This window comes from Streptomyces xanthophaeus, from assembly GCF_000725805.1.
GTDB classification, from domain to species: domain Bacteria; phylum Actinomycetota; class Actinomycetes; order Streptomycetales; family Streptomycetaceae; genus Streptomyces; species Streptomyces xanthophaeus.
Genome location: NZ_JOFT01000011.1, coordinates 300,749 through 325,510, shown reverse-complemented (window position 1 = coordinate 325,510; position 24,762 = coordinate 300,749). Strand labels below are relative to the sequence as shown.

At 75.1% G+C, this 24,762-nt stretch carries 18 protein-coding genes; 7 read left to right on the top strand and 11 right to left on the bottom strand.

Annotated features, from left to right (window positions below):
* Nucleotides 1-3 precede the first annotated feature (3 nt).
* From IO30_RS0105020 to IO30_RS0105010, 3 genes are read right to left on the bottom strand one after another with little or no spacing between them, the layout of a single operon-like run.
* Nucleotides 4-318, bottom strand: a complete 315-nt coding sequence (locus tag IO30_RS0105020) for a hypothetical protein (RefSeq protein ID WP_051858950.1) — start codon at nt 316-318, stop codon at nt 4-6.
* Nucleotides 308-4,942, bottom strand: a complete 4,635-nt coding sequence (locus IO30_RS0105015; RefSeq protein WP_051901891.1) for a type I polyketide synthase — start codon at nt 4,940-4,942, stop codon at nt 308-310. Before IO30_RS0105015 ends, IO30_RS0105020 begins: the two co-directional genes overlap by 11 nt.
* Nucleotides 4,932-11,984, bottom strand: a complete 7,053-nt coding sequence (locus IO30_RS0105010) for a type I polyketide synthase (RefSeq protein WP_063768411.1) — start codon at nt 11,982-11,984, stop codon at nt 4,932-4,934. Before IO30_RS0105010 ends, IO30_RS0105015 begins: the two co-directional genes overlap by 11 nt.
* A 567-nt stretch (nt 11,985-12,551) precedes the next feature.
* On the opposite strand from IO30_RS0105010, the gene IO30_RS0105005 reads away from it, so the two are divergent.
* A complete protein-coding gene (locus tag IO30_RS0105005; protein ID WP_031139649.1) occupies nt 12,552-13,445 on the top strand; it encodes a LysR family transcriptional regulator in 894 nt (297 codons plus the stop codon).
* A gap of 117 nt (nt 13,446-13,562) precedes the next feature.
* Nucleotides 13,563-14,801 carry a putative Ig domain-containing protein gene (locus tag IO30_RS46290; protein ID WP_078904541.1) on the top strand — a complete coding sequence of 413 codons (1,239 nt, stop codon included), beginning with the start codon at nt 13,563-13,565 and terminating at the stop codon, nt 14,799-14,801.
* Between the two features lie 32 nt (nt 14,802-14,833).
* Here IO30_RS46290 and IO30_RS45225 read toward each other — a convergent pair whose 3' ends face one another.
* From IO30_RS45225 to IO30_RS0104980, 4 genes are all read right to left on the bottom strand, one after another.
* On the bottom strand, nt 14,834-15,559 hold the full coding sequence (locus IO30_RS45225; RefSeq protein WP_157853099.1) for a hypothetical protein: 726 nt from the start codon (nt 15,557-15,559) through the stop codon (nt 14,834-14,836).
* Between the two features lie 144 nt (nt 15,560-15,703).
* Nucleotides 15,704-16,774 carry a serine hydrolase domain-containing protein gene (locus IO30_RS0104990; RefSeq protein ID WP_107065024.1) on the bottom strand — a complete coding sequence of 357 codons (1,071 nt, stop codon included), beginning with the start codon at nt 16,772-16,774 and terminating at the stop codon, nt 15,704-15,706.
* A 208-nt stretch (nt 16,775-16,982) separates the two neighbouring features.
* Entirely contained in the window at nt 16,983-17,504 is a 522-nt protein-coding gene (locus IO30_RS44340; protein ID WP_031139641.1) for an 8-oxoguanine DNA glycosylase OGG fold protein, read from the bottom strand.
* A 73-nt stretch (nt 17,505-17,577) separates the two neighbouring features.
* Nucleotides 17,578-17,853: an isoamylase early set domain-containing protein gene (locus IO30_RS0104980; RefSeq protein ID WP_031139639.1), complete on the bottom strand. Its 276-nt coding sequence runs from the start codon at nt 17,851-17,853 to the stop codon at nt 17,578-17,580.
* Nucleotides 17,854-18,085: 232 nt separating this feature from the next.
* Here IO30_RS0104980 and IO30_RS0104975 point away from each other — a divergent pair, with 232 nt between their 5' ends.
* A complete protein-coding gene (locus tag IO30_RS0104975) occupies nt 18,086-18,298 on the top strand; it encodes a hypothetical protein (protein ID WP_037893005.1) in 213 nt (70 codons plus the stop codon).
* Nucleotides 18,299-18,417: 119 nt separating this feature from the next.
* Here the strand turns inward: IO30_RS0104975 and IO30_RS0104970 are convergent, their stop codons facing one another.
* The gene (locus tag IO30_RS0104970) at nt 18,418-18,636 is read right to left on the bottom strand and encodes a hypothetical protein (RefSeq protein ID WP_031139634.1); all 219 of its coding nucleotides are present in this window, start codon (nt 18,634-18,636) and stop codon (nt 18,418-18,420) included.
* Between the two features lie 227 nt (nt 18,637-18,863).
* Here IO30_RS0104970 and IO30_RS0104965 point away from each other — a divergent pair, with 227 nt between their 5' ends.
* Entirely contained in the window at nt 18,864-19,271 is a 408-nt protein-coding gene (locus IO30_RS0104965) for an ATP-binding protein (protein WP_031139632.1), read from the top strand.
* Nucleotides 19,272-19,365: 94 nt separating this feature from the next.
* A complete protein-coding gene (locus IO30_RS0104960; protein WP_051858947.1) occupies nt 19,366-20,670 on the top strand; it encodes an NAD(P)/FAD-dependent oxidoreductase in 1,305 nt (434 codons plus the stop codon).
* Here IO30_RS0104960 and IO30_RS43015 read toward each other — a convergent pair.
* Entirely contained in the window at nt 20,601-21,026 is a 426-nt protein-coding gene (locus IO30_RS43015) for a UBP-type zinc finger domain-containing protein (RefSeq protein ID WP_031139629.1), read from the bottom strand. The genes IO30_RS0104960 and IO30_RS43015 overlap by 70 nt on opposite strands.
* Before the next feature lie 107 nt (nt 21,027-21,133).
* Between IO30_RS43015 and IO30_RS0104950 the strand changes: the two genes are divergently transcribed.
* Nucleotides 21,134-21,688, top strand: a complete 555-nt coding sequence (locus tag IO30_RS0104950) for a MarR family winged helix-turn-helix transcriptional regulator (protein WP_063768410.1) — start codon at nt 21,134-21,136, stop codon at nt 21,686-21,688.
* Here the strand turns inward: IO30_RS0104950 and IO30_RS0104945 are convergent.
* Nucleotides 21,642-23,774 (bottom strand): MMPL family transporter, encoded by a 2,133-nt coding sequence (locus tag IO30_RS0104945; protein ID WP_051901885.1) that lies wholly within the window; start codon nt 23,772-23,774, stop codon nt 21,642-21,644. The genes IO30_RS0104950 and IO30_RS0104945 overlap by 47 nt on opposite strands.
* Before the next feature lie 176 nt (nt 23,775-23,950).
* On the opposite strand from IO30_RS0104945, the gene IO30_RS0104940 reads away from it, so the two are divergent.
* Nucleotides 23,951-24,454: a SixA phosphatase family protein gene (locus IO30_RS0104940; RefSeq protein ID WP_308443082.1), complete on the top strand. Its 504-nt coding sequence runs from the start codon at nt 23,951-23,953 to the stop codon at nt 24,452-24,454.
* Nucleotides 24,455-24,466: 12 nt separating this feature from the next.
* Here IO30_RS0104940 and IO30_RS0104935 read toward each other — a convergent pair whose 3' ends face one another.
* Nucleotides 24,467-24,706 (bottom strand): DUF6213 family protein, encoded by a 240-nt coding sequence (locus tag IO30_RS0104935; RefSeq protein ID WP_031139621.1) that lies wholly within the window; start codon nt 24,704-24,706, stop codon nt 24,467-24,469.
* Between the last annotated feature and the right edge of the window lie 56 nt (nt 24,707-24,762).

The following is a 24,762-nucleotide window of genomic DNA, read 5'->3' as shown; positions in this document are numbered from 1 at the left end:
GGCTCAGGCCGCCGGGGCCGGGCGCACCGGCAGGGCGGCCAGGGCGCCGTGGGCGATCCGCCCGATGTGGTCGACCAGTTCGCCGACCGACATGGCCAGGATCGACTCCATGTCCTTCTCCGCGATGAAGCCCATGAGGTCGACGCGGGACCCGTAGCGCTCGTGCAGCAGTTCGGCGAGGGCGACGAACTCGATGCTCTCCAGCGCCAGGTCCTCGTTGAACGTGGTCTTCATGGTGACCTCGTCGGCGAGGAGGAACTCGTCGCCGACGATGCGGACGAGCATGCCGGTGATCTCGGCGAGGATGTCAGAAGCCATGGCTGTTCTCCCTCGGGGTCGCAAATGTGTCGGGGGCGGAAGGGCGGGGGAGCGCGGCGCCCGCGGCCGGGGCGCTCCGGGCGCTGTGAGCGGGCCGGGCTTTCTCGGGGGTCAAGGGGGTCTCTGGGCTCTCGGCGGCCGGGGCGGCTCGTGCCCCGTCCGGGTCGGACGGGTCGGACGGGACCGTCCAGGCGACCTGGTGGCCCTCGTACGCGGCCGTGCGGACCCGGTGGGTGCGGCCGGCCGGGGACAGGACCCGCAGCCCGCCGGCCGGGTCCTCGGACACCTGCCAGTGCACGAGCCGCCCGCCCAGCCCCGTCCCCTCCGCCTTCGCGGCCGCCTCCTTGGCGCACCACAGGGCGGTGACGGCAGCTGCGAAGCCGGTCCCGTCCCGTCCCGCGAGCCGTACGGCCAAGCGGTGTTCGTCCTGGGTGAGCGCGATGCGGATCAGGGCGCCCGGATCCTCGGCCACCGGCTCGACGTCGATGCCCACCGGGCCGTCGCCGTGGGCCGAGGCGACGGCGATCCGGGCCTTGTGGGCCAAGGTCACGTGCAGACCGGCGGCCAGCCCCCCGGGGACCGGACGCCCCGCCTCGTCATGACCGACGGTGACCTCGGCCGGGAACACCGGCCCTGCGCCCCGGTCCCACAGCAACTGCCGCAGGGCGTCCTTGGCCGCGATCCGGCCCAGCAGCCAGGGCGCGCGGGCCCGCGGCGCGAGCCGCTCGTACACCTCGCGCTCGGCGGCGCCGAGATAGCGGCGCATGACCAGCTCCTGCGAGGCCGGGTCGCTCCATCGCCGTGTGGCCACGCACCAGCCACCGGGCTGAGGTTCGCCGATCCCCGACACCTCCGGGGTGAACTTCATCGGCCACACCCGCTCGTCGGCGCCGAACCGGCGGTACGTCCAGTCCTCCAGCCGCGCCCAGACCGCGCCGTCGGGGGTACGGAGCTCCACGTCGCCGCGTACGGACGTGGCACGCACCTCGTGGATGCGGGCCGTCGCCGCCAGCAGCGTGCCCGGCGGGGGCGGGGGCCCGTACAGGCGGACCCGTTCGAGCACCGCCGGGAACACCAGCCGGTCGCAGTCCAGCCGCAGCTGCATCCAGTGGCCGAGGAGCTGCCCGGCGGCGTCGAGCAGGGCGCCCGGTGCGGGCAGCGCCCGCAGCACGCCGCGGATGCCGTCGTCGGCGACGGCGGTGACCTCGTGCACCCCGGCGAACCGGGGGCCGTGGAACATCCAGCGGTCCCGGTACAGCGCTTCGGCGCTGACCGGCGCGGGCCCCTCGGAGGTGAGCGGGGCCCGCCCGGGTGCGGGAGGCGCGTCGTGGCCGGACCCGAGGCGCACGGTGACCGACGCGCAGTCTCCGATGTCCACCCGGACCCGGCCGTCACCGGCGGGGCGGGTGGTGAACGCGATGTCGACGGCGGGCGCCACGGGGAGCCAGCGCAGGGCGCGCATGTCGTCGAAGCCGGTGACGCACTGCCCGGGACGGTCGGCGAGGGCGGCCTCGGCGGCCAGCTCCAGCATGGTCGTCATGGGGACGACGGGGAAACGGTCGGCGTCCTGCGGCCAGTCCTCGGGCTGGAGGTAGACGCAGTGGTCGCGGACGGAGGGCAGGGTGTCGAGCGAGAGCCTGCGGGTGTGCGTACGCGGCCCCGCGGGAGCGGGGGGCCGGGCGTCGGGCCGCGTCCCGGCCCGGCCGGCCGGTGCGGCGGCCAGGGCTTCGGTGACGGCGTGGGCCGCCGCCTCGGACGCGTCGAGGACGGCGTCCAGGGCCGACAGGAGTTCGGGCCGGGCGGTGGTGGCGGCCGGATGCCGCGGGGCGGGGCGGCGGCCGCGCTCCCACAGTGGTGTGACGGCCGCGTCCAGGTGCACCAGAGGCGAACCGAGGTCGAGCCGGACCGGATGCCCGGTGCGCTCCGGCGCGGTGGACGCGGTCGGCGCGGTCGGCGGCGCGGAATGCTCCGTCGGTGGGGCTGCGGCGGTCAGCCGGTCCCAGCGCGGTTGCAGACCTTCGGTCCACAGCGCCGCCGCCAGGTGGCGCAGGGCGTCCAGCCCGGACAGGCGCGGGCTGGAGGCGGCCACGGCCAGATGCCCGCTGCCGCGCAGGGTGTCCTCCACGAAACCGGTCAGGCTGCCCGGCCCGGCCGAGACGAAGGCCCGTACCCCCTGCGCGTGCAGCCGCAGCGTCAGACCGCGGAAGTCCACCGGCTCCAGCAGGTGCCTCACCACCAGCTCCCGCACCCCCTCGGGCTCGCGGGGGTACGGGGCCGTCGTGGTGGCCGACCAGACCGGCAGCCCGGCGGCCTGGAGCGGCAGACGCTCGAAGGCGGCCCGCACCTGACCGAGGTACGGCTCCCACATGGGCGTGTGGAAACCCGACCGGAAGGGCAGCTCCTGGCCCAGCACACCCTCGTCGGCCAGCCGCGCCAGCACCGCCGCGATCTGCCGCGGCGGGCCGCAGACCACCGACTGGTGGGGGCAGTTGTCGTGGCTGAGGGCCACCCCCTCCAGCCCGTGCAGGGCGGCCGCCGCCTGCGGTGCGCCGCAGCCCAGCGCCGCGTACACGAGGTCCGGTACCGCGAGGGAGCCGGGCCGCAGCGAGCCGAGGAAGGTGTCGACCGCCTCCTGCGGGTACATTCCGGCAGCCACCATGGCGGCCCACTCCCCGAGGCTGTGACCCGCCAGCAGGTCCGGATGCAGGTCCAGTTCGGCCAGGACCCGGTGGAAGAACCGGCCCGTGGCGAGGGCGTCTAGGGCGCGCTCGACCAGCTCCCCGCCGCCGGTCAGTGCGGGTGCCTCCAGGCCCAGGCGGGCCGCCACGTCGTCGAGGACGGGTGCGAAGTCCGGCTCCAGGCCGGGGAAGAGCAGGGCGAGCTTGCCACCGGACCCCTGCGCGTACGGGCCGAGCAGCGGCCGGGGCGTGAACCACACACCGCCGCGGCCGCGCCACGGACGGCCGCGCGCGACGACCTTCCCTGCCAGTGCCAGACGCTCCGCGTCCGGCTCCGCGATCGCCAGCCGGCACGGACCGCCGTGGTCGTCGGCCGTGGGCTCCGGTGCGGCCAGGAGGCGGGCCATCGCCTCGGGCGCATCGGCCGTGAGGAGGAGCACGGACGCGGGCCCCGCGGAGGGGCGCGGGCGGGCCGCACCGCGCGCCGGGCCCAGTGGGAGGAAGCGGCGCACCGGAGGCTGCGCCGCGCGGGCCCGGGGGGCCTCCTCCAGGATCGCGTGCGCGTTGATGCCGCCGAACCCGAAGGCGTTCACCGCGGCCCGGCGGGGCCCCGGGCCCGGCTCCCACGGCTCGGCCGTACGCACCGGGCGCATCCGCGTCCGGGCCAGGCCCTCGTGCGGATCGTCGAGGTGCAGGGTCGGCGGCAGCACCCCCTCGTGGACGGCGAGCGCCGCCTTGATCAGCCCGGCCATGCCGGAGGCCTGCATGGTGTGCCCGAGCATGGACTTCACCGAGCCGAGCGCGATCGGCCCGGATGCGCCCGGAGGGCCGAACACCCGGGCCAGGGTGGAGAGTTCCGCCTCGTCGCCGATGGGGGTCCCCGTGCCGTGGGCTTCCAGGAGGCCGATCGACCCTGCGGCGGCCGGATCGAGGCCCGCCGAGGCCCAGGCCCGCTCCAGCGCCTGCACCTGGCCGTCCACCAGCGGGCTCATCAGGCTCGCCGCCCGTCCGTCGCCCGCCACCCCGACCCCGCGGATCACCGCGTACACCCGGTCCCCGTCCCGCTGGGCGTCCGCGAGCCGTTTGAGCAGCACCACGCCCGTCCCCTCGGACAGCAGCGTGCCGTCGGCCCGCCGGTCGAAGGGCCGGATGCGCTCACTGGGGCTGAGGGCGCCCAGCTGGGTGAACACGCTCCAGAGCGTGGCGATGTGGCAGTGGTGCACCGCGCCCGCGACCACGAGGTCGCAGCGGTCGGCGGCCAGCAGCCCGACCGCTTGGTCCACGGCCAGCAACGAGGAGGCGCACGCCGCGTCCAGGGTGTAGGCGGGGCCCCGGAAATCGAGCCGGTTGGCGGTGCGCGCCGCCGTGAAGCTCGGCACCAGCCCGATCGACGCCTCCGGCTGCTCCGGGCCCAGCGCCTCCTGGAAGGCCCGCCGGATGGCGGCGATCCGGCCGGAGCTCAGCTCGGGTGCCAGCTCGTGCAGGGTGGTGCTCAACTGGTGTGCTGTACGCACCCGTTGATCGAGGCGGGCGGTGGCCACGCCCATGAAGCCGCCCCGGCCCAGCACCACGCCGATCCGGGCCCGGTCGGCCGGCAGCCGGTCCTCGCCGCCCGCGTCGGCGATGGCCTCCGCCGTCGCGTGCAGGGCCAGCAGCTGGTCGGGCTCGGCCCCGGCGACGACGGAGGGCATGATGCCGAAGCGGGTGGGGTCGAAGGCCGCGAGGTCGTCGACGAACCCGCCGCGCCGACAGTAGAAGCGGTCGCTGCCGGACGGCCCGTCGGGGGCGTAGTACACCTGCGGGTCCCAGCGCCCCGGCGGCACGTCGGTGATCGCGTCGACACCGGTGAACAGGTTGTGCCGGTAGGCGGCGAGACTGCCTGCGCCGGGGAACACGGCGCCCATGCCGACGATCGCGGCATCGGTGGGCCGGGGATCAGTGGCCATGGGGGGCCTCCTGGTCCGTGGCGTCCGTGGCGTCCGTGGCGTCCGTGGCGTCCGTGGCGTTCGTGGTGTCCGTCTCATCCGTCCCGTCCGCCTCGCCCGTGGGGGCGGCCATCAGGACGACCTGGGGGTCCGTCCCGTGGGCCAGTTCCGCCAGGAAGGCCTCCGCACCCGCGTCGGGCCCGATCAGCGCGATGCCGCGCTGCGCGTACGCCCGCTCCAGCTCGGGTGTGACCATCCCGCCCGCCTCCGCGGCCCACGGGCCCCAGTCGACGGCGAGTACGCGGCCCGGGGAGGCCGCGGACCAGGCGTGGGCCAGGGTGTCCAGGGCGTCGTTGGCGGCGCCGTAGTCACCCTGGCCGCGGTTGCCGTACACCCCGGCGACGCTGCCGAAGAGGACCAGGAAGGCCGGGGCGGGCGCCACGGCCGAGGCCTCGTCGGCGACCGCGGCGGCGAGGTGGCGGGCACCGTCCACCTTGGTGGCGAAGACCTCGGCGAAGGACTCCGGGTCCTTGTCGCGCAGGAGGGAGTCCCGCAGCAGGCCCGCGCCGTGCACGATGCCGTCGAGCCGGCCGTGCCGGGCCCGTACGCCGGCCACGACCGCACGTACGGCGGCCTCGTCGGTGACGTCCGCGCAGTGGTAACGGACCGACGCCGCCGCGCCCGTGAGGGCGAGGAGGTTCGCCCGTACCTCACGGGCAGCCAGGATCCGGGACGCGGCCGCCTCGATCTGCGCCGGGGTGCGCAGCCCCCCGGCGATCAGCGCGGCGCGCAGGGCGACCCGGTCGTGCGCCGAGGCCATAGCCGGGTCCTCGGGCGCCTCGGGCAGGGGAGTACGGCCGATCAGTTCGAGATGGCAGCCCGTGGCACGGGCCAGGGCGAGCGCCGTGCGGGCGGTGATGCCGCGGGCCCCGCCGGTGATCAGGACCACGCCGTCGCGGTCCAGGGCCGGCCGCGGTGCAGCGGCCTGCGCGAGCGGCGCGGGCACGGTGCGCAGGACCATGCGCGTGCCGTCGGTGTAGCCGACGGCAACCGGCCCGTCCGCAGAGCACAGTTCGGCGAGCAGATGCGCGGCGACGCGTTCCGGACGGTCCTTGGGATCGATGTCCACGGCCCGTACGAGCGCCCCCGGGTACTCGAGGGCCGCGCTGCGCGCGAACCCGCGCAGCCCGAGACCCGGCACCGGATCCGGCGAGGCCGGGCCGTGGCCGAACGCCCCGCCCGCGGCCGTCGCGACCACCAGCCACCGGACCCCCGCCACCAGCGCCCCGCGCAGCCGCGCGAACGCCCGGGGCAGGACGGGATCGGGCCCGGGATCCAGGGCGCTCAGGTCGACGAGGCCGTCCACCCCTTCGGCGGAGGCCGGCCGGCCGTCCGCGACGGGGACCACCCGGGCGCCGTGGGACTCCAGCAGCGCGGTGAGCGCGGCCCCCACCCCCAGCGCGTCCTCGACCAGGGCGAAGACCCGCCCGGCCAGTACCGCCGCGGGGTCGCCCGTGACGGCCCGACCGGCGGGGGAGGCCTCGACGCGGAGCCGCACCGGACGGCGTACGAGGGCGCGCCCGACGGCGGGCGCCGGAGCGGGGGCACCGGCCGGGCCCTGCGCGGCGGCCGGTACCGGGGGCCGCATCGGGCCTTCGGGTGCGCTCGGTGCTCCTGCGGGGGAACTCGCTGCTCCGGCCGGGGGAACGGCCGGCGCCGGTTCCCGGGCGGTGATCCAGCCCACGATCCCGCGGAGCGTCTTGATCCGGGACAGCTCCTCCACGGCCGGGGCCGCGGAGCCGTCGGAACGTCCGGGAAGGCCGATGCGGTCGGCCAGCGCGCCGACGATCTCCACGCGCTTGATGGAGTCGACCGAGAGGTCCGCCTCCAGGTCGAGGTCGGGGTCCAGCATGTCCCGCGGGTAGCCGGTGCGGGCGTGGACGATCTCCAGAACCGCGTCCATGACCTCGTCCGGGGTGAGCGGTCCGCCTCGGACGGCCGCGGCTGCCGGGCGCGCCGCCGCGCGGGCGTCCGCCCCGTCGTCGCCGGAGTGCGCCGCCTCCGTCCCGTTCCAGCCACCCGTGCCGTCCGTCGCCTCCCCCGTGGCCGGCCGCGCGGCCGGACGCTGCCCCGCGGAACCGGCGGCCCCCACGGCTCCCACTGCTCCCTCGGCGCCCAGATAGCCCAGCAGGACCTCGCGTTGGGCCGCCACCAGCTCCCGCGCACCCCGCAGGTACTCCAGCACCGCCTCCTCACGCCGGTCCACGGCAGCCGCCGCGGGCTGCGGCAGGGGCACGCGCCGGGCCGGCCGCAGCCCGCCCGCCACCGGCGAGCCGTCCGCCGTCCGCACCAGATGGCCGTCGACCAGCCAGCCGGGCCGCCGCGGCGCCCGCTCCGGCAACAGGGCCGTACGCCCCTTGAACAACGCCTCCGGATCGACCGGCACCCCGGCCGCCGCCAGTTCCGCGAGCGCGGCGAGCAGCCGCGGCAGACCGGCCTCCCCCGGGACGTCGCAGGCCACGGCCGTGTGCGGGCGGTCGCCCAGGATCTTGGCGACCAGCCCCGTCAGCACCCGGCCGGGCCCCGCCTCGACGAACGTCCGCACCCCGGACGCGTACATGGCCTCGATCTGCTCCACGAAGCGCACCGGCTCGGCCACTTGCCGCGCGAGCAGCTCGCGCACCTGCGCCGGACCGGAGGGGTACGGCCGGGCCGTGACCGTGGACCAGACCGGTACGGCGGGCTCCCTCACCGGCGTCCCGGCCAGTTCGGCGGCGAGCCCGCCGACGGCCCCGGCCACGACCTCGCTGTGGAAGGCACAGGCCACCGGGATCAGCTCGGCGCGCAGCCCGGCGGCGTGCAGGGCGGCCAGCGCCTCCTCGACGGCCTGCCTCGGACCGGACACCACGCACTGGGCCGGCGCGTTGTGGTTGGCGACGACACATCCGGCCCGCGCCGCGATCTCCCGTACCTGCTCGGGGGCGGCCGTCACCGCGGCCATCGCCCCGGGGTCCTGCCCGGCGGCCTCCAGGATGGCCGAGGCCCGGCGGCCGCTCAGCCGCAGCAGCGCCGCAGCGTCGAGGGAGCCCGCGGCGTACAGCGCGGTCAGCTCCCCGTACGAGTGCCCGGCGGTGCAGTCCGGCCGGACGCCGAGCGTACCGAGCAGCAGGTGCGAGGCCGCGCCCGCCAGGCCCAGCGCGGGCTGTGCCACCCGGGTGTCGGTCACCGCGGCACGCTGCCGCGCCCGCTCCTGCGCACTGAAGGCGGCCGGCGGGAACATCGCCGACACCACCTGCTGCGGAGCCTCGTCCAGCAGCGCCCTCAGCCGCGGGAAGGCCACGTAGAGGTCCCCCAGCATGCCGGGGCGCTGGCTGCCCTGGCCGGGAAAGAGGAACGCCACCTTCCCCGGGTCAGCCCCCGGCGCCCGTACGTGCACCCCGTCGCCCGCGGTGAAGCCGCGGGCCCGTTCCAGCTTCGCTGCCAGGCCGTCCAGGCTCCCGGCGACCACCGAGACCTGTACGGGGCCGGATGCCGACGCGGCCGTCTCGGCGGCCAGGTCGCGCAGCGGCCAGGGCCGCCCGGCGCCGTCGTTCTCCGCCAGCCGGGCCGCGAGCCGGTCCATCGCCCGCGCCGCCGCGTCGTGGTCGGCGCCCCGGAAGCAGAACAGCTCCGCGGGCCAGGCGTCCAGCCCGTGCGCGGGCTCCTCCTCGTGCCCGGCGAGCACGGCGTGGTAGTTCGTACCGCCGAAGCCGAAGGCGCTGACCCCGGCGATCCGCTGCCGTACGGGCGCCGCCCACGGCCGGGCCTCGGTGTCGAAGAAGAACGGGCCCGCCCCCTGCGTCCAGTCGGGGTGCGGGTCGTCGAGGTGCAGCGTGGGCGGCCGCACCCCGGCATGGACGGCCCGCGCGGCCTTGATCAGGCCCGCCAGGCCCGCCGCGCACTTGGTGTGGCCGATCTGGGACTTGACCGAACCGAGCGCGCACCCGGCATCGGTGCGCACGACGTCGCTGCGCCCGGCGTCCGTGCGCCCCGCGTCGGCCGCGTTCCCGGAAGCGCCGAACAGTGCCGTCAGGACCGCCAGTTCGGTGCCGTCGCCGACCACCGTGCCGGTGCCGTGCGCCTCGACCAGCCCCACCTCGGCCGGTGCGATGCCCGCCCGCGCGTACGCCCGTTCCAGGGCGCGCCGCTGGCCGTCGGGCCGCGGCGCGGTCAGCCCGAGGGAGCGTCCGTCGCTGGAAGCGCCGACGGCCTTGACCACCGCGTACACCCGGTCCCCGTCGCGCTCCGCGTCCTCCAGCCGCTTGAGCACCACGGCGGCGACGCCCTCACCCAGCGCGATCCCGTCGGCCGCGGCGGAGAAGGGACGGCACCGCCCGGTGGGGGACAGGGCCCGTACGGAGGCGAACATCAGGTAGTCGTTGATGCCGTTGTGCACGTCGGCCCCGCCGCACAGCACCATGTCACTGTCACCGGAACGCAGTTGCCGGCACGCCAGGTCCAGTGCGGCCAGGGACGAGGCGCAGGCCGCGTCCACCGTGCAGTTCGCGCCGCCGAGGTCGAGCCGGTTGGCGATCCGGCCCGCGATGACATTGGCCAGGACGCCCGGGAAGGAGTCCTCGGTGAGTTTCGGCAGCTCATCGTCGACTTCCGGGGGCATTTCCCCGAAGTAGCCGGGGTAGAGGGCGCGGAACCCGTAGGCACCCGCCAGGTCCGTGCCCGCCTCGGCCCCGAAGACCACCGAGGTGCGGGAGCGGTCGTAGGCGCGTCCGCCGCCGTAGCCGGCGTCCGCAAGGGCGCGGGCGGCGATCTCCAGGGCGAGCAGCTGCACCGGTTCGATCCCGGGCAGGGAGGCCGGCGGGATGCCGTGCGCGAGCGCGTCGAAGGGCACCGGCGGCAGGAAGCCGCCCCACCGCGACGGGGTGCGCTCACCGGCCCGGGCCGGGTCGGCGTCGAAGTAGAGCGCGGGGTCCCAGCGGTCGGCCGGCACCTCGGTGACGGCGTCCCGCCCTGCGACGACGTCGGCCCAGAAGGCGGCCAGGTCCCCCGCGCCCGGATAGGCGCAGGCCATGCCGACGATCGCCACGTCCAGCGGCTCGGCGGGCTCCGGCGCGGGTGGCGAGGCGGGGGCGAGTTCCCTCGTCCGCCGTTCGAGGAAGGCGCTCGCCCCCTCCGTCACCTGCGCGTGCAGTGCGGCGACCGTGGTGGTCGCGGACCGGGCGGTCGCGGCCTGGCCGAGCATGAAGAGCCCGTCGCGCTGCTGCTCCTCCTCGGTCGCGGGCACGGGCCCGGCGCTGCCGTGGCGCAGTCCCTTGCTGGCGATGCGCAGCCGCCCGAGGTTGAGCCGTTCCAGTTCCTCCCACGCCTCGCGCGGGTCCGTACCGTCCTGGGTGAGCCGCAGCCGGGCCGCCTCGAAGGTGCCGGCGTACTCGGTCGCCGCGCAGCGGGTGGCGTGTCCGGGCGCGGTCCGCAGCAGGACGGTCGTCTCGCAGTCGAGGGCGGCGGCCTGGAAGCCGGGCAGGACGGCCCCGGCGGTGACGGCCTCCGCGGTGAAGAGGTAGGCGGTGCCCATGAGCACGCTGATCCGGGCCCCCCGCGCGGCGAGCGGGGCGGCGGCGACGGCCGCCATGGCGGCGGACCGCTCGTCGTGGATGCCGCCCGCGAGGAGCACGTCCAGTGCCGGGACGTCCTCGCAGCCCAGCAGCCGGTCGATCTGCTCCTCCCACAGGGTGAAGGAGGTACGGGGGCCGATGTGGCCGCCGCATTCCAGGCCCTCGAAGACGAACCGCCGGGCGCCCTGCGCGAGGTACTGATCGAGCAGGCCGGGGGAGGGGACGTGCAGGTACGTCCGGGTGCCGCCGGCTTCGAGCGGGGCGGCCTGGGCCGGCTGTCCGCCCGCGATGACGGCGTACGGGGGGCGGACCTCGGTCACGGCGGCCAGTTGCTCGGCCCGCAGGTCCGGCGGTGCGAAGCCGAGCAGGCCCACGCCCCAGGGCCGGGCGCCCAGCAGCCGTGCGGTTTCGGCGAGCAGGGTGCGCACCTCGTCGCCCGGCATGACGGCGAGCGCCAGGTAGGGGACCCCGCCCGCGTCCGCGACGGCCGCGGCGAAGGCGGCCCGGTCGCTGACCCGGGTCATGGGGCCCTGGGCCACGGGCAGATGGGGGGCCGAGGGCTGCGGCCGGAGCGGGTGGCTCTCCACGGCCGCGTCGAGATGGGTGGCGACGGCTTCGCGCACGGCCTGCACCACGCCGCCCGTGGTGCGATGGCGGGCGGCGAGACGAGCGGCGAAGGCGCCGTCCTGGCCCAGCGGCAGGGGGTGGGTGTGCAGTCCGCGGGCGCCGAGCCGGTGGGCGAGTTCCGCGGGCTCGGGCGGGGCGAGGTCGGGGCGGGCGTAGATCCGGTGGCCCGCGACGACCGTGGTCTGGCTGCCGTCCATGGCGCGCAGGGCGGCGGAGACCTCCCCGGGGAGCGTGGCCTCGCCCTCGGTGGTGAGGGCGAGCTGGGCGTCGAGCACCACCCCGGCGGCGCCGCCCGCGACGGCGGCGGCAGCGGTGTGCAGGCCGATGCCGCCCTGGGAGAGGACGGGCACCGTCACGTCCGGGTCGGCCAGCAGCCGCTGCAGCAGGACGAAGGCGGTCAGTTCACCGACCCGGCCGCCCGCCTCGTGGCCCTTGGCGACGACGGCGTCCGCCCCGGCTGCCACGGCGTCGGCCGCCTCCTGAGGGCTGGTCACCTCGGCCCAGACCCGTCGTGCCCCGCCGGCCGCCCAGGCTGCCGGGCGCGGCTGCTGGTCGGGATCGGCCAGCAGCACGGTGTCCACCTCGGCCGGCAGTTCGTCCGGCCAGACCGGGCAGCCGGCCGGCACGCGTACGCCGTAGGGCTGCCGCAGCGTCCGCGTCACTTCGGCGAGGGCACGGCGGGCGAGGCCGGCGTCTCTGCCCAGGTCGAGCAGGCCGAGCGCGCCGGCGCGCTCGGCGGCCACGACGATCCTGGGGTTGGGCTCCTCGAAGGGGCTGACCGCGACCACGAGGTCGCGGACGGCGGAACGGGCCGGCTGAGGGGTCACAGGCGCTCCTGACAAGGCCGAGCGGGCAGGGGGGACGGCAGCGCGGGACGGACGGACGGGTACCGGTCGCACAGAGGTGGCGCAGAGCAGCGGCAGAGCAAAGGCGGAGCCATGGCGCAGGCGGTGGCGCAGAGCGGTGGCACGGAGCGGCGGTGCGCCGGTGCGGCGAGGACCCGGGCAGGTCAATGGGGGTGCCGAGGGTCGGTTCAGGCCGCTCCGAAGGATCACCCGCCGTGTGGGTGACCGCCGGTAACACCTTCATGCCGCGTTGCATCGTGCGGTGGTCGCCTGTGAGTGTCAACGCCCTCATTGGTAGGGTCCATTCGTTTCCGGCCGTCCGGAAACCGCGACGGAATCCGTAGCCCGGAACCGCCCCCACCGCCCCGGCCTGCGGCGTTCCCCGCACCGGAGCCACGCATTCCGCACGGTGGTGCGGTACGGGCGTACGGCCGGGCATGCCGTGCCGGTATGGCTCGCAACCGACCCGGTATGCAGGCGCCCCAAATCGGCCGGTTGTTCACTCTGCCGCCCCTTACACCTGAAGGGTCCTGGGGTTACCGTCCGGTCATGACCCCCACACTCGCGCAGCTTCGGTACCTCGTCGCCGTCGCGGACTGCCGCTCCATCACCGGCGCGGCGGCGTCGGTGTTCGTCGCCCAGTCCGCCCTCTCCCGAGCCGTGCAGGCCATGGAGCGTGACCTCGGAGTGGAACTGCTCGCCCGGCGCGGGCGCGGTGTGGATCTCACGCCGGCAGGAACGCGCGTGGTCCGCCTCGCCCGTACGGTGCTCGACGCGGTGGAGGCCATCGAGGACGTCGGCGCGCCGCACGGGCAGAACAACCGGGCCACCCTGCACGTCGTGGCCACGCCGACCCTGGCGCTCGACCTGGCCGTGGACCTCGTGCCCGCCTTCACCACCCGCAGCCCGGGGATCGACGTACGGCTGCACCAGCACGACAGCCGCGAGGTGCTCGTCCAGGAACTCATCGACGGAACAGCGGAGTTGGGGCTCGTCGACCTGCCGGTGGACAACGAGCTGTCGGCGCACCACATCCAGGAACGGGAGGTCGTCCTGATCTCGCCGCTCGGCTCCCGGCTGCCCGACCCCCTGCCCTTCCGCCTGCTCGACGGTCTGGACATGGTGCTGCCCGCACCCGGTACGGGCCGTCGCACCGAGCTGGAGGCCATGTTCAGCTGCCTGGGGGTACGGCCCGTGCCCACACTGGAGGTCAACGAGCGGCTGGCCTGGGTGACCGGCGTGATGGACGGCCGGGGCTCGCTCATCTGGTACCGCGACGTCGTCCTCAGGGCCTTCGGCCGCCGGGCGGAGGTGCGTTCCTTCACCCCGCCCCTGCTGCGGCCGGTGGGGATCGTGCACGCCAGACGCCCCCTGAGCCGTGCGGCGCGGGCCTTCCTCTCCCATGCCCGGCACAATTCGCCCGTCCGCGAGCCCAGTCGCTGACGCATCGGCGGGGGCGGGAGCTCCGGCAGCACGCCATGCCCGTCCGGCATCGGTCCATGCCCAACGCGGAGGTGCCTGCCGCTTGGGAACTGCGACGGCCGCCGTCACATTGTGCGCATGTCCCGACTCCTCGTATCCCCCCGCGCCGCGGCGGCCGCCGCGAGCCTCGCCCTGCTGTGTCCGCTCCCACAAGCCGCTGCCGCAGCCGCGTCCACACCCGCGTCCACACCCGTATCCGTGTCCGTGTCCGTCTCCGTCTCAGGGAACGCCGGACAGGCCGCGGCGCCCGCGGCCCCGGAGCGCAAGTGCACCCTGCCCGCGGGCCTGACGGAAATCAGCGGGCTCGCCATGAGCACGCGTCACCCGGGCGTCTTCTACGCCGTCAACGACAGCGGCAACACCAACCAGGTGTTCGCGGTCGAATGCAGCGGACCCACCGGACAGCTCAGGGCCACCCTCACCGTCACCGGCACCTCCAACACGGACTGGGAGGCCCTCTCCGTGGGGAGGGACCCGGCCGGCCGCCCCGTGATCCTCGTCGGTGACATCGGCGACAACTTCAGCGGACGCGCCGAACTCACCGTCCACAGCTTCCCCGAACCCGACACCCTCGCGAACGCCGCCGTCACCCCCGCCACCTACCGCCTCGCCTACTCCGACGGCCGCCACGACGCCGAATCACTCCTCACCGACCCCGTGACCGGCCAGTGGTACATAGCCAGCAAGCTCATCGGCGCCACCGGACAGCTCTACAAGGCGCCACTGCCGCCGCAGACCGGACAGCTCAACACCCTCACCCCGGTCCGCCCCGGCCCCGTCTTCGCCACCGACGGCGCCTTCTCGCCCACCGGCAAGTCCTACACCCTGCGCAGCGGCGGCCCCCTCGGCGCGAACACGGCCTCCGTCTACGACGCGGCGACCGGCGCCAAGCTGGCCGACGTGGCCCTGCCCGCCCAGCCCCAGGGCGAGATCGTGACGTACGCCGACTGCGCCACGCTCCTGGTGGGCTCCGAGAACGACAACCAGATCTGGCGCGTGCCGCTGCCCGCCGAGGCCGCACCCGGCTGCGACGTCACCACCCCGCCGCCCACCGGCGACCTGAAGCTCGCCAACCCGGGCCCGCAGACCTGCAAGTTCAACCAGAGCTGCACGATCCAGCTCACCGCGACCGGCGGGAAGCCACCGGTGCGCCACACCGCGAGCGGGCTGCCCTGGGGGCTGACCCTGGACGCCGCCACGGGCCGGATCACCGGCAGGCCGTGGGGCTCGGGCACCGTCCAGATCACCGCCACCGCCACGGACACGACCGGCGCCTCGGCCACGGCCACCTTCCCCCTCACCCTGACCTGGTTCTAGCCGGCGTCCTGCCGGCCCCCGCCCCGCAGCGCTCAGGGGGCGGCCGTCGCGGGCCGGAGCGGCAGCAGTCGGGTCGGCGGGGTGAAGACCAGCTGGGTGGCGACGGCCGGGAAGTCCCGGGCGAACTTCGCGGTCGCGGCGACCGCTTGCGCCATCGAGGCCGGAGTGGCCGCCAGCGCGGACAGCCCTGCCTTCCCCGCGGCACCCAGCCCCGCGATCACCCCCGCCTCCACGGCCACCCAAACGAACAGCGCGAGCAGTGCGGCCGCGCCGAGCCCGGTGACGAACAGCTCGCCCTCCCGGGTGAAGAGCCGCCGGTCGGACTGCATCACCGTGACCAGCTCCGGCACGAGCGCCGGGCCCGGCGCCTGCTGCTTGCGCTCCCACTCCCGCGCCGCCCGTTTCATCAGTTCCCTGACGCTCTTGGGGACGGACTCGCTGTCGAACTCCAGCCGGTGCACGTGGTACAGCATCAGCGCGTCGTAGCCGGGGCGGCCCTCCGGCCGCGGATACTCCTGGAACCGGGCCTTGTTGGTGGGCCAGAAGCACAGCCAGTCGGACACCGCGCCCTTTCCGGTCGCACTGTCGATGTGCAGGGGGAGCGGCACCGTCATGAGCGCCGGATGCAGCCGCCAGGTGCTGGCCCGTGCGCTGACCCGGAGCGAACGCTGCATCCGGGCCAGCTCCAGCCGCATGCGGACGGCGCAGGGATCCTCCAGCCGGAGCTGCCCCTTCCCGTCCCTGCTCCGGGTTCGCACCAGCGGGACCTGCGGGGAAGGAGTGCGCACTGCGAACCGGACCGCACGGCGACGGACGGGCCGTGCGGGGCTCGCACCGCCAACCGTGCGCTCCACCGTTCACGTCGGGCGCGGGCGCGCGGCGCGGGGACGGCGGCGTTCTCGTCAGCGGCAGAGGGCCGTGTCCACGAGGCTCTCGACGTGCTTCGTCGTCGCACCGTCGGTCGGGACGGCGGTCACCGCCACGTTCGCGGCGCGGCCGTCCTCGGTGACTCCGCCCCGGGTCTCGTAGCCCGTGATGTCACCGCCGTGGCCCCAGTACACACCGCCGCAGGACAGCGGCCTGCTCATCAGCCCCAGCCCGTAGCCGGCCCCGGTGTTCCCGATGGGGACGGTGGTGCGCATCTGGGCGAGCTGCGCCGCCGGCAGGAGACGGCCGTCCAGGAGCGCGGTGAAGAACCGGTTGAGGTCGGAGTTGGTGGAGATCATCTGGCCCGCCGCCCAGGCCACGGAGGGGTCGATCTCCGTGACGTCACGCAGGGGCGCGCCAGGCGTGTCCCTCTGGTAGCCCTGGGGGTGGGGTTCCCGGATGCGCATGTCGCCGGGAGCGGGGAAGGAGGTGTGGCGCAGCCCGAGGGGCTCGATCACACGCCTGCCGATCTCCTCGTAGAGGGGCCGGCCGGTGACCTTCTGGACGATCAGGCCGGCCACCACGTAGTTCGTGTTGCTGTAGGCCCAGCCCGACCCGGAGTCGAAGACGGCCTTGCGCTGGAAGGCGAGGTCCAGGAGGTCGCGGGGTTCGAAGTACCGGTGCTGCCGGACGGACTCTTCCACGAGGTCTTCGTAATCGGGGATCCCGCTGGTGTGCTGGAGGAGCTGACGGACGGTGATGTGGCGTCCGTCGAACCCCTCCCCGTGGACGAGGCCGGGCAGATGGGTGTCGACCTTGTCGTCGAGGCCGATCTTCCCTTCGCCGACCAGTTGCAGTACGACCACCGCGGTGAACGTCTTCGTGTTGCTGCCGATCCGCACCTGCCCGTCCCCCGGCACCTTCGCCCCGGTGGCCAGGTCGCCGACCCCTGCGGTGTAGGTACGGGTGCGGCCGTCGCGGCCCGTGACGCCGGCCAGTGCGCCGGGCACGCCGTCGGTGTGCACCAGCGCGCTCAGCCCCTGCTGCACGGGGTCGGGCCTGGCGGCAGCGGACGCCGCGGGCGGCGCCAGTGCGCCCGTCACGATGACGCCCAAGGCCACCGCCGCCGCGGCCCGAACGGCCCTGCGCCCACCGCCCCGTTGCCGCCGGGAAACACCGAACCTCTGCCATGTCTGCTCGCGCACCGTTCAACTCCTGCGGAATCAAGGGGAATCCAGCGTCGTTCGCCGGTTCCAGCATGATCCGCAGCGACTGATGGGCACGATCCCGCTACCTGCCGGGCGCGAAGTGGGGCTAACCCCCTGCTCCTTCAGGCGGGGGTCCCCAAGTGGCACCGAAGAGTGCGCACTCTAGGACGTCGGGAGTCCCGTGGCCGGGCCACAGCCCCGTGCCGGCCAGCCGGCGGGCGGCAGCCCGCACGAAGGAGAGGTAGGTGCCGTAGCGGTGGGGCGACCAGTCCCACTCCGCCCACACCCACGCCGCCGCCGACCCGTCGGGGTCCAGTCCCGTCTCCCGGCCGGCCGCGGTGGCGAACGACCGCAGGCGCAGGGACAGGACGCGGTCCAGGACGAGCGGCTCCGGCCCCTGCGCGGGCGGCAACGTCCTGCCGGTGAAGTACAGGAACTTGGTGAAGAACGACGGCCCGAGGCCCGGAACCTTCCGGTGCAGTGCCGCGTAGGCCTCCTGCGCCCCGTGCACACGGAGCGCCGTGACCGCGGCGGCGAGCGCCGTGTCCAGGCCTTCGGCGGCCAGGATCTTCTGCAGAGCGGCAGGCCCGCTGCCACCAGGGGTGCCGCGCTTGCCCTTCCCCCACACAAGGTCGCGACGCCTGTGTCCGGGCAGCGTAGACCCCCCGAGGGGTGGACGGGGAGGGCGCCGCCCGGCGGCGTCAGGTGTGGAGGCGGCTGTTCGGGCCGTCCCGGTCGCCCGCGCTCTCGTCGTTGAACCAGTAGTCGCCTGCCGCCAGGTAGCGGAAGGAGTGGGTGTGCTCGCTGGGCAGTTCGACGGTGACGGACCGCTTGCCGTCCCTGCGTGCCCGCAAGGTGTGGACCCCGGGCTGCCAGTCGTTGAAGTCGCCGACCACGCTGACGGGGCCGGGGGGAGTGTCCGCGGGGAGGACGAAGGTGACCTCGGTGCGGTCCTTGCGCAGCATGCGTTCGAGCATGGGAAAGCTCCTGGGAGGGGACGAGGGGACGGGGATCGTGTCCATCGTCAGGTGTCCCCTCCCGGCCCGCACCCCCAGCGCCGCCACCGGCTCCACGCTCCCGCCCGTCCGTCACGCACCGTGCTCGACGAAATGCGCAGCGGCCCCATCCGTGGCAAGGTCAAGGGCAGTGTCGACGTCAGGTGCAGGGTCAGAGGAAGCGTTTCCCCTCACATCGCAGAGGAGCCGTGTCATGGGCGGTAGGCAGGACAAGCGCCAGGAGCACGGCAAGGACCGCGAGGAGAAGCAGCGCCTGCAGGGCCCCAGTCAGGACCCCGTCCACCCCGGCACCGGCCGGGAACCGGTCCGCGGCAAGAGCCCCGAGGAGCTCAAGCCGCGCCGCGAGGACGACCCGGCACGTGAGCGCGAGCAGGACGACGGCGAAACGCGTGACGCGGAGCTCTGACCGGAGCGGATCCGTCACGCCCCACGTACACAGGACCCGGCCGGGGCCCGTAGTCACCCCGGCCGGGTCCTGTCATACGCCGAGATGCTCCAGGTCACCCGCCGACCGGCCACCCGCGCTCACGCCGTACCGCCCGAAGCCAGTGCACCGGCCAGCAGGGCCACAGCGGTGTCCGCCGCGGCCAGGGCCGTCACCCGGTCGTCCTCGGCCAGGGCCCTGCGGGCCAGCCGCAGCGCGGCCCTGGCCTGGACGGCCGTCTCGGACGGGAAGGTGTTGCACGCCAGCGACAGCTCCGCGGCGTGGATGTCGGCCCGCGTCGAGCGGATGTTCCCGTCCATGACCGTTCCTTTCGTTCGGCGTGCACAGAATGCTTCCCTCCCGCGGCTGTCCAGCCCCGCCCCGCCCAAACCGGCTGCGCTCCGGGGGGATGGCGGCGCACAGCCGGGTAGGCGCCCGGTATGAACACACTCCCTCGACGGTTCCGGCGTGCACCGGCCCGGCGGCGTCCACGGGCCGCCGCGGCGCTCTGCGGACGACGGCCGGGCCGCAGGACGGGGGAGCGGGGATGACCCTCCGACTGCGACAGCACCGTGATCTGCACGGGACGGCGGCCGCTGCCGCGGCCCGTGACCTCACCCGTCACTTCTTCGTCGACGCGTGCCGCAGCGGCCGCCCGGTGGCGCCCGACGCGATGGACACGGCGCTGCTGCTCGTCAGCGAACTCGTCACCAACGCCGTCCGGCACGCCTCGGAGGGCTGCGCCCTGGACCTTGAGATGGAAGCCGACGGGATCGGCATCGACGTCACGGACTACAGCAGCGCCGAGCCGACGGTACGGACCCCCGACCTCGAAGGCAGCGGTGGTGGATGGGGCTGGGCGCTGGTCAACGGGCTCGGGCGGGACGTCCGGATCCGGCACCGGCCGAGCGGGAAGACCATCCACACCCGGGTCCCGCTGCCCCCGGCGGAGTGACGGCGGCCGAGCCACTGCCCGGAACGCCGCATCCGAGGGGACGGGAGGAGCCGAAGAGGGGGCAGAGACAGAGGCCGTGGTGGGAAGGAGTCACATGAACGCGTCCCCGCAGCGTCGGGCCCCCGTGCTCGTTGTCGGTGCCGGGGCGGCCGGGCTGGCGTGCGCCGCCGACCTCGCGGCGGCCGGCGTGGCCGTATCGCTCCTGGAGTCCGGTGACGAGGTCGGCGGCCGCATGCGCACCGACGTCCGCGACGGCTTCCTGCTGGACCGCGGGTTCCAGGTCTTCAACACCTCCTACCCGCAGGTGAAGCGCCGCCTGAGGCTGCGCGGCCTGGGCCTGCGGCCGTTCACCCCGGGGGCGCTGGTGCACACGGCCAGGGGTCGGGTCCGCTACGGCGACCCCACCCGCAGGCCCGGCGAGGCCCTCGCGCTGCTGACCGGCGGCCACGTCTCCCCGGCGGGAGCCCTCGCGCTCGGTGCGCTCACCGCCAGGGACCTGCTGCTGCCGGCCCGGCTGCTGCGGCACGGGCGCGATACGAGCACCCGGTCCGCACTGCGTTCCTGGGGGCTGCCCGAACCGCTCGTCGAGGAGTTCCTGCGGCCCTTCCTCTCCGGTGTCTTCCTCGAAGACGGCCTCGAGACCTCCAGCCGGGTGTTCCACCTGTTCTGGCGCAGCTTCCTGCGTGGGTCCCTGACCCTGCCCGCGGCCGGCATCGGGGCCGTGCCCCGCCGCCTCGCGGAAGGGCTCCCGGCCGGCTGCCTGGAGCTCGGTACGCCCGTCGCATCGCTCGAAGACGGCGGGGTGGTGCTGGCCGACGGCTCGCGGCGCGAGGCGGCCGCGGTCGTGGTGGCGACCGGTCCGGCCGCGGCGGCCCGCCTGCTGCCCGGGCTCCCGCCGGTACCCACCCGTACGGTCACCACGTACCACCATGCCTGCACGCGTTCGCCGCTCGATGAGCCGACGCTGCTGCTCGACGCCGCCGGGAGGTTCCTCAACACCTGCGTGCTGACGGAGGTCGCACCGACCTACGCGGCCGACGGGCGGTCCCTGGTCTCGACGTCGGTCCTCGGCGAGGACTCCCCGGACCGCCGCCGGTCCGTGCTGGAGGCCCTGTCGGAGGTGTACGGGACCGATGCGGGCACCTGGGAGCCGGTGGCCTCGCTCACGGTGCGCGGAGCCCTGCCCGCCATGCCCGCCCCGTGGCCGCTGACCAGGCCGACGCGCATCGCCGAGGGCGTCCACCTCTGCGGAGACCACCGCGCCACCGGCTCCGTCCAGGGCGCCCTGGCCTCCGGCGCCCGCGCCGCCCGCGAGGTCCTGGCATCCGTTCAGCCGGGCGGACGGCCGCCGGGCGCAGAGGCGGGACCGGCCGGGACGAGGAACAGTTCGTCCACGTAGCACCAGGCCCAGCGCTCACCGGCCTCGGCCGAACGGGCTACCGGATGCCCGGTCCGTTCCGCATGGGACCAGGCGTGCTTCCCCGCGGAACTGTCGCAGCAGCCCACGTGACCGCAGCTCAGGCAGACCCGCAGGTGCACCCACTCCCGGCCCTCGGCTCGGCACTGCGCACACCCCGCGCCCTCGGCCCCCGGCCACGCGGCACCGGGCAGTCCCGCGGCGTGCGCGCAGGCCCGCCCCTCGGGGCGTCCCGGGTCGGGGGCCACGCTCCAGCCGGACCGGTCCATCTCTGCTCCCTGGGGTGCGCCGCGCTCCGCGGGTGTCTGCGTTCCGCCGGTGTCCGCGTCCGTGTCCATCGTGCTTCCCGTCGCGCGACCCGGCAGCCGCAGACGTCCTGCCGCCGGGCCCTCGGCGTCCCGAGGCGGCCGGTCTCCCGCGTGCGGCGACGGGTTAGTCTCTTCCGGTGGGAGCCGAAGATCAGCGCGACGATGCGGCCCGCGTCGACGGGGTGGACACCGACGAGGCGCGACTGTTCGCCATGGCCCGGCACCTGCGGGCCGTCAACGGCGCGATGAACGGGCTGATCCACCGCTTCGCAGGCAGCCAGGGCCTGCACGCGACCGACGTCCAGGCCCTGGGGGCGATCCTGGACGCACCGACGCCGCTCACGCCCGGCCGGCTCGGAAAGCACCTGGGCCTCACTTCCGGTTCCGTCACCGCCTGCCTGGACCGCCTGGAGAAGGCCGGACACGTGCGGCGCGTACGGGACTCCGCAGACCGGCGCGTGGTCCACCTCCACTACGAGCCCACCGCGCGCAGAGCGGCGGCCGAGCACTTCCGGTTCCTCGCCGAGGCCACCCGCCGCGCGATGGAGCGGGCCGGAACGCAGGACACGTCGGCCGCACTGCGCTTCCTCGGCCTGCTCGGCGAGGAGTTCGCCGCCGGGGGCCCACCCGCGGCGGCGGCCGCCCCTACTGCCCCCGAGTCTCCTTCGGCTCCGGTCCGTCCCCGGGCCTGACCCCGCCCGGGCCCGCCGGCGTGCGGGAACGGCTCAGCCGGCCCGGCCACCAGGCGGTGGGGCCGATGTCCAGGACCAGCGCGGGGACCAGCAGCGAGCGTACGACCAGTGTGTCCAGGAGGACGCCGAAGGCCACGATGAACGCGATCTGCGCGAGGAACGCGAGCGGGATCACGCCCAGGGCGGCGAACGTCGCTGCGAGGACCACACCCGCGGACGTGATCACGCCGCCGGTTGCCGTCAGCCCCCGGACCACACCCTCGCGGACGCCGTGGCGCAGCGACTCCTCGCGCACCCTCGACATGAGGAAGATGTTGTAGTCCACGCCCAGGGCGACGAGGAAGACGAACCCGTACAGCGGCACCGAGGAGTCCGTGCCGCTGAACCCGAACACGTACCGGAACACGAGGGCGGACACCCCCAACGTGGCGAAGAAGTTCAGGGCCACGGTCGCCACCAGGAGGAGCGGCATCACCAGCGAGCGCAGCAGCCCCACCAGGATGACCAGGATGATGACCAGCACCACCGGCACGATGACCTCACGGTCCCGCTCGGCCGTCTTCTGCGTGTCGTACGCCTGGGCGGTGTAGCCGCCCACGAGGGCGTCCGCACCGGGCACCGCGTGGACCGCCTCGCGGAGCCGCACCACCGTGGCCTTCGCCGCCTCGCTGTCCGCCGGGTCCTCCAGGGTGACGTCGATCCGTACCCGGCCGTCGGCCACCCGCGGCCGCTGCGGATCTCCCTTCTCGCCCAGCACCGTGGCCGAGGCCACGCCCTCCGTGGCCTCGGCCCGCCCGCGGACCTCCGCCTGCCGGCCGGCCGCGGCGATCACGACGGCCGGATTGCCCGCGCCGCCGGGGAAGTGCCGCACGAGCGCGTTCTGCCCGGTCACCGACGGGGCCTCGTTCACGAAGGTCTCGTCCAGGGGGACACCGCCCGAGTGGAGGAGCGGGGTGAAGGCGGCGCAGGCGAGCAGGCCCGCCAGCGCCAGGGTCCACACCCGGCGGGGGGCGCCGCTGACCAGGGCCGCGATCCGGCCCCAGACCCCGGCCGCGCCGCTCCTGCCGGTCACGTGGGCGGGCCAGTAGGCCGCACGCCCCAGCAGCACCAGCGCCGCCGGCAGGAAGGTCAGCGCGCTCACCACCGCACAGACGATGCCGATCGCCCCGACGGGACCCAGCGCCCGGTTGTTGGTCAGGTCGCTGAGGAAGAGGGCGAGGAGGCCCAGGGCCACCGTGCCCGCGCTGGCCACGACGGGACCGAAGGACTGCCGCCAGGCCGCCCGCATGGCCGCGTAGCGGTCGTCCGTGTGCCCCAGCTCCTCACGGAACCTGGCCGTCAGCAGCAGGGCGTAGTCGGTGGCCGCGCCGATGACGAGGATCGAGAGGATCCCCTGCACCTGCCCGTCGACCCGCACCAGGCCCTCGCGGGCCAGGACGTAGACGATCGCGCAGGCCATGGACAGGGCGAACACCGCCCCGACGATGATCAACAGGGGCAGGAGAAGGCTGCGGTAGACGAGCAGCAGGATGACGAGGACGGTCACCAGAGCCACGCCCAGCAGCAGACCGTCGATGCCCGCGAAGGCCTCCGACAGATCGGCCCGGGTGGCGGCCGGCCCCGTCACGTGGAAGGTGGTGCCCGCGACCAGAGCGCCCGCCTGCCTCAGCTCGGCCACCGCCGCGGGGAGCCCGTCGCCCAGCGCGGGATCCAGCGGGACCACCGCCTGCAACGCCCTGCCGTCCTGCGACGTGACGACGGGCGAAGGGGGACCCGCCGTCCAGGGCCGCCCCTCCAGGCCGGCGAGCGCCGCCCGGGCGGAGGCCGCCATCGCCGGGGTCGCGTCCGCCGCGCCGTCCGCCGTCCACAGCACCACGGCCGGCAGGGCCTCCTCCTGGCGGAAGGCGCCCTGGGCCCGGACGACCCGGGTGGATTCGGCGCTGCGGGGCAGGAAGGCCGCCTGGTCGTTCGTGGAGACCTCGCCGAGCTTGCCCGCGTAGGGGCCGAGGCTGCCGCCCACCCCGAGCCAGACCACGAGGAGGAGGGCGGGCACCAGCCACCGGGCCAGTCGGGGCGAGGTGCGCATGATGCTCCTGGGGTCGCTGTGCGGGCAGGGGTATTGCTTGATGGCGAACTGTCTTGATGGTCAAGATAGTGGAGGGAAGGGGATGCGCGGACGACCGCCGCCCACCGAACGACATGCGGACCGCCCGGACCCATCGCACCATGACCGTGTACCTGTCCCGCGTGAAGGAGATGGCCATGTCCCGACTGCTCCTGGTGCGTCACGCCAAAGCCGTGCCGAAGGACGGGGTGGAGGACTACGAGCGCTCCCTGAGCGAACGCGGACGGGCCGATGCGCCGGAGACCGGCCGCTGGCTGGCGCAGTCCGGATTCGCACCCCATCTGGTGCTGTGCTCGCCCGCCCGCAGGACGCGCGAGACCTGGCAGCTGATCGCCCCGGCCCTGCCGGAGCCGCCGCCCGCCGTGTACGACGAAAGGCTCTATGACGCGGCCCCGAACGCACTGGTCACCGTACTGACGGAGCGCGGAGCGGGGCTCGGCCACCTCATGCTGGTCGGCCACAACACGGGCATCCACGAGCTGGCCTCGGCCCTGTGCGGGAGCGGCCCGGCCGAACTGCTGGACCGGCTGAGGGCGGGCTTCCCGACGTCGGGCGTCGTCGTGGTGGACCTTCCGGGAGGCTGGGACGGTCTCACCCCCGGCGCGGGGCGCCTGGAGGCCTTCTGGTCGCCGCCGCGCTGACCGGCTCCGTGCTCAGGGCCTGTCTTCCGGCCGAGAGGCGTAGGCGATGCACTCCGCGTCGATCTGGTCGGCCAACTGGGTGAGGGCCTCGGTCATCGCGAGCACGGTCTCGGAGTCGGCCTCGGGGATGTCGAGGTCGGCTGCGGCCGCCCAGTCGGCAGCCAGACTCCGCAGGAGACCGGTGACCTGCTCGGCCGGGATGAGCAGTCCGCCTTCCTCCGTGGGAATCAGCGGGATCGGGAACGAGTGCATGAACCGCCCCTGTCCTGTCCGGGGGCGAGGCCCTGATGGCGCCCCTTCTGGAGGGG

What these genes read in the sequence shown, in the direction of transcription:
- IO30_RS0105020 (WP_051858950.1), bottom strand. Translation starts at nt 318, where the DNA reads ATGGCTTCTGACATCCTCGCCGAGATCACCGGCATGCTCGTCCGCATC.
- IO30_RS0105015 (WP_051901891.1), bottom strand. Translation starts at nt 4,942, where the DNA reads ATGGCCACTGATCCCCGGCCCACCGATGCCGCGATCGTCGGCATGGGC.
- IO30_RS0105005 (WP_031139649.1), top strand. Translation starts at nt 12,552, where the DNA reads ATGACCCCCACACTCGCGCAGCTTCGGTACCTCGTCGCCGTCGCGGAC.
- IO30_RS46290 (WP_078904541.1), top strand. Translation starts at nt 13,563, where the DNA reads ATGTCCCGACTCCTCGTATCCCCCCGCGCCGCGGCGGCCGCCGCGAGC.
- IO30_RS0104980 (WP_031139639.1), bottom strand. Translation starts at nt 17,853, where the DNA reads ATGCTCGAACGCATGCTGCGCAAGGACCGCACCGAGGTCACCTTCGTC.
- IO30_RS0104975 (WP_037893005.1), top strand. Translation starts at nt 18,086, where the DNA reads ATGGGCGGTAGGCAGGACAAGCGCCAGGAGCACGGCAAGGACCGCGAG.
- IO30_RS0104970 (WP_031139634.1), bottom strand. Translation starts at nt 18,636, where the DNA reads ATGGACGGGAACATCCGCTCGACGCGGGCCGACATCCACGCCGCGGAG.
- IO30_RS0104965 (WP_031139632.1), top strand. Translation starts at nt 18,864, where the DNA reads ATGACCCTCCGACTGCGACAGCACCGTGATCTGCACGGGACGGCGGCC.
- IO30_RS0104960 (WP_051858947.1), top strand. Translation starts at nt 19,366, where the DNA reads ATGAACGCGTCCCCGCAGCGTCGGGCCCCCGTGCTCGTTGTCGGTGCC.
- IO30_RS43015 (WP_031139629.1), bottom strand. Translation starts at nt 21,026, where the DNA reads ATGGACACGGACGCGGACACCGGCGGAACGCAGACACCCGCGGAGCGC.
- IO30_RS0104945 (WP_051901885.1), bottom strand. Translation starts at nt 23,774, where the DNA reads ATGCGCACCTCGCCCCGACTGGCCCGGTGGCTGGTGCCCGCCCTCCTC.
- IO30_RS0104940 (WP_308443082.1), top strand. Translation starts at nt 23,951, where the DNA reads ATGTCCCGACTGCTCCTGGTGCGTCACGCCAAAGCCGTGCCGAAGGAC.
- IO30_RS0104935 (WP_031139621.1), bottom strand. Translation starts at nt 24,706, where the DNA reads ATGCACTCGTTCCCGATCCCGCTGATTCCCACGGAGGAAGGCGGACTG.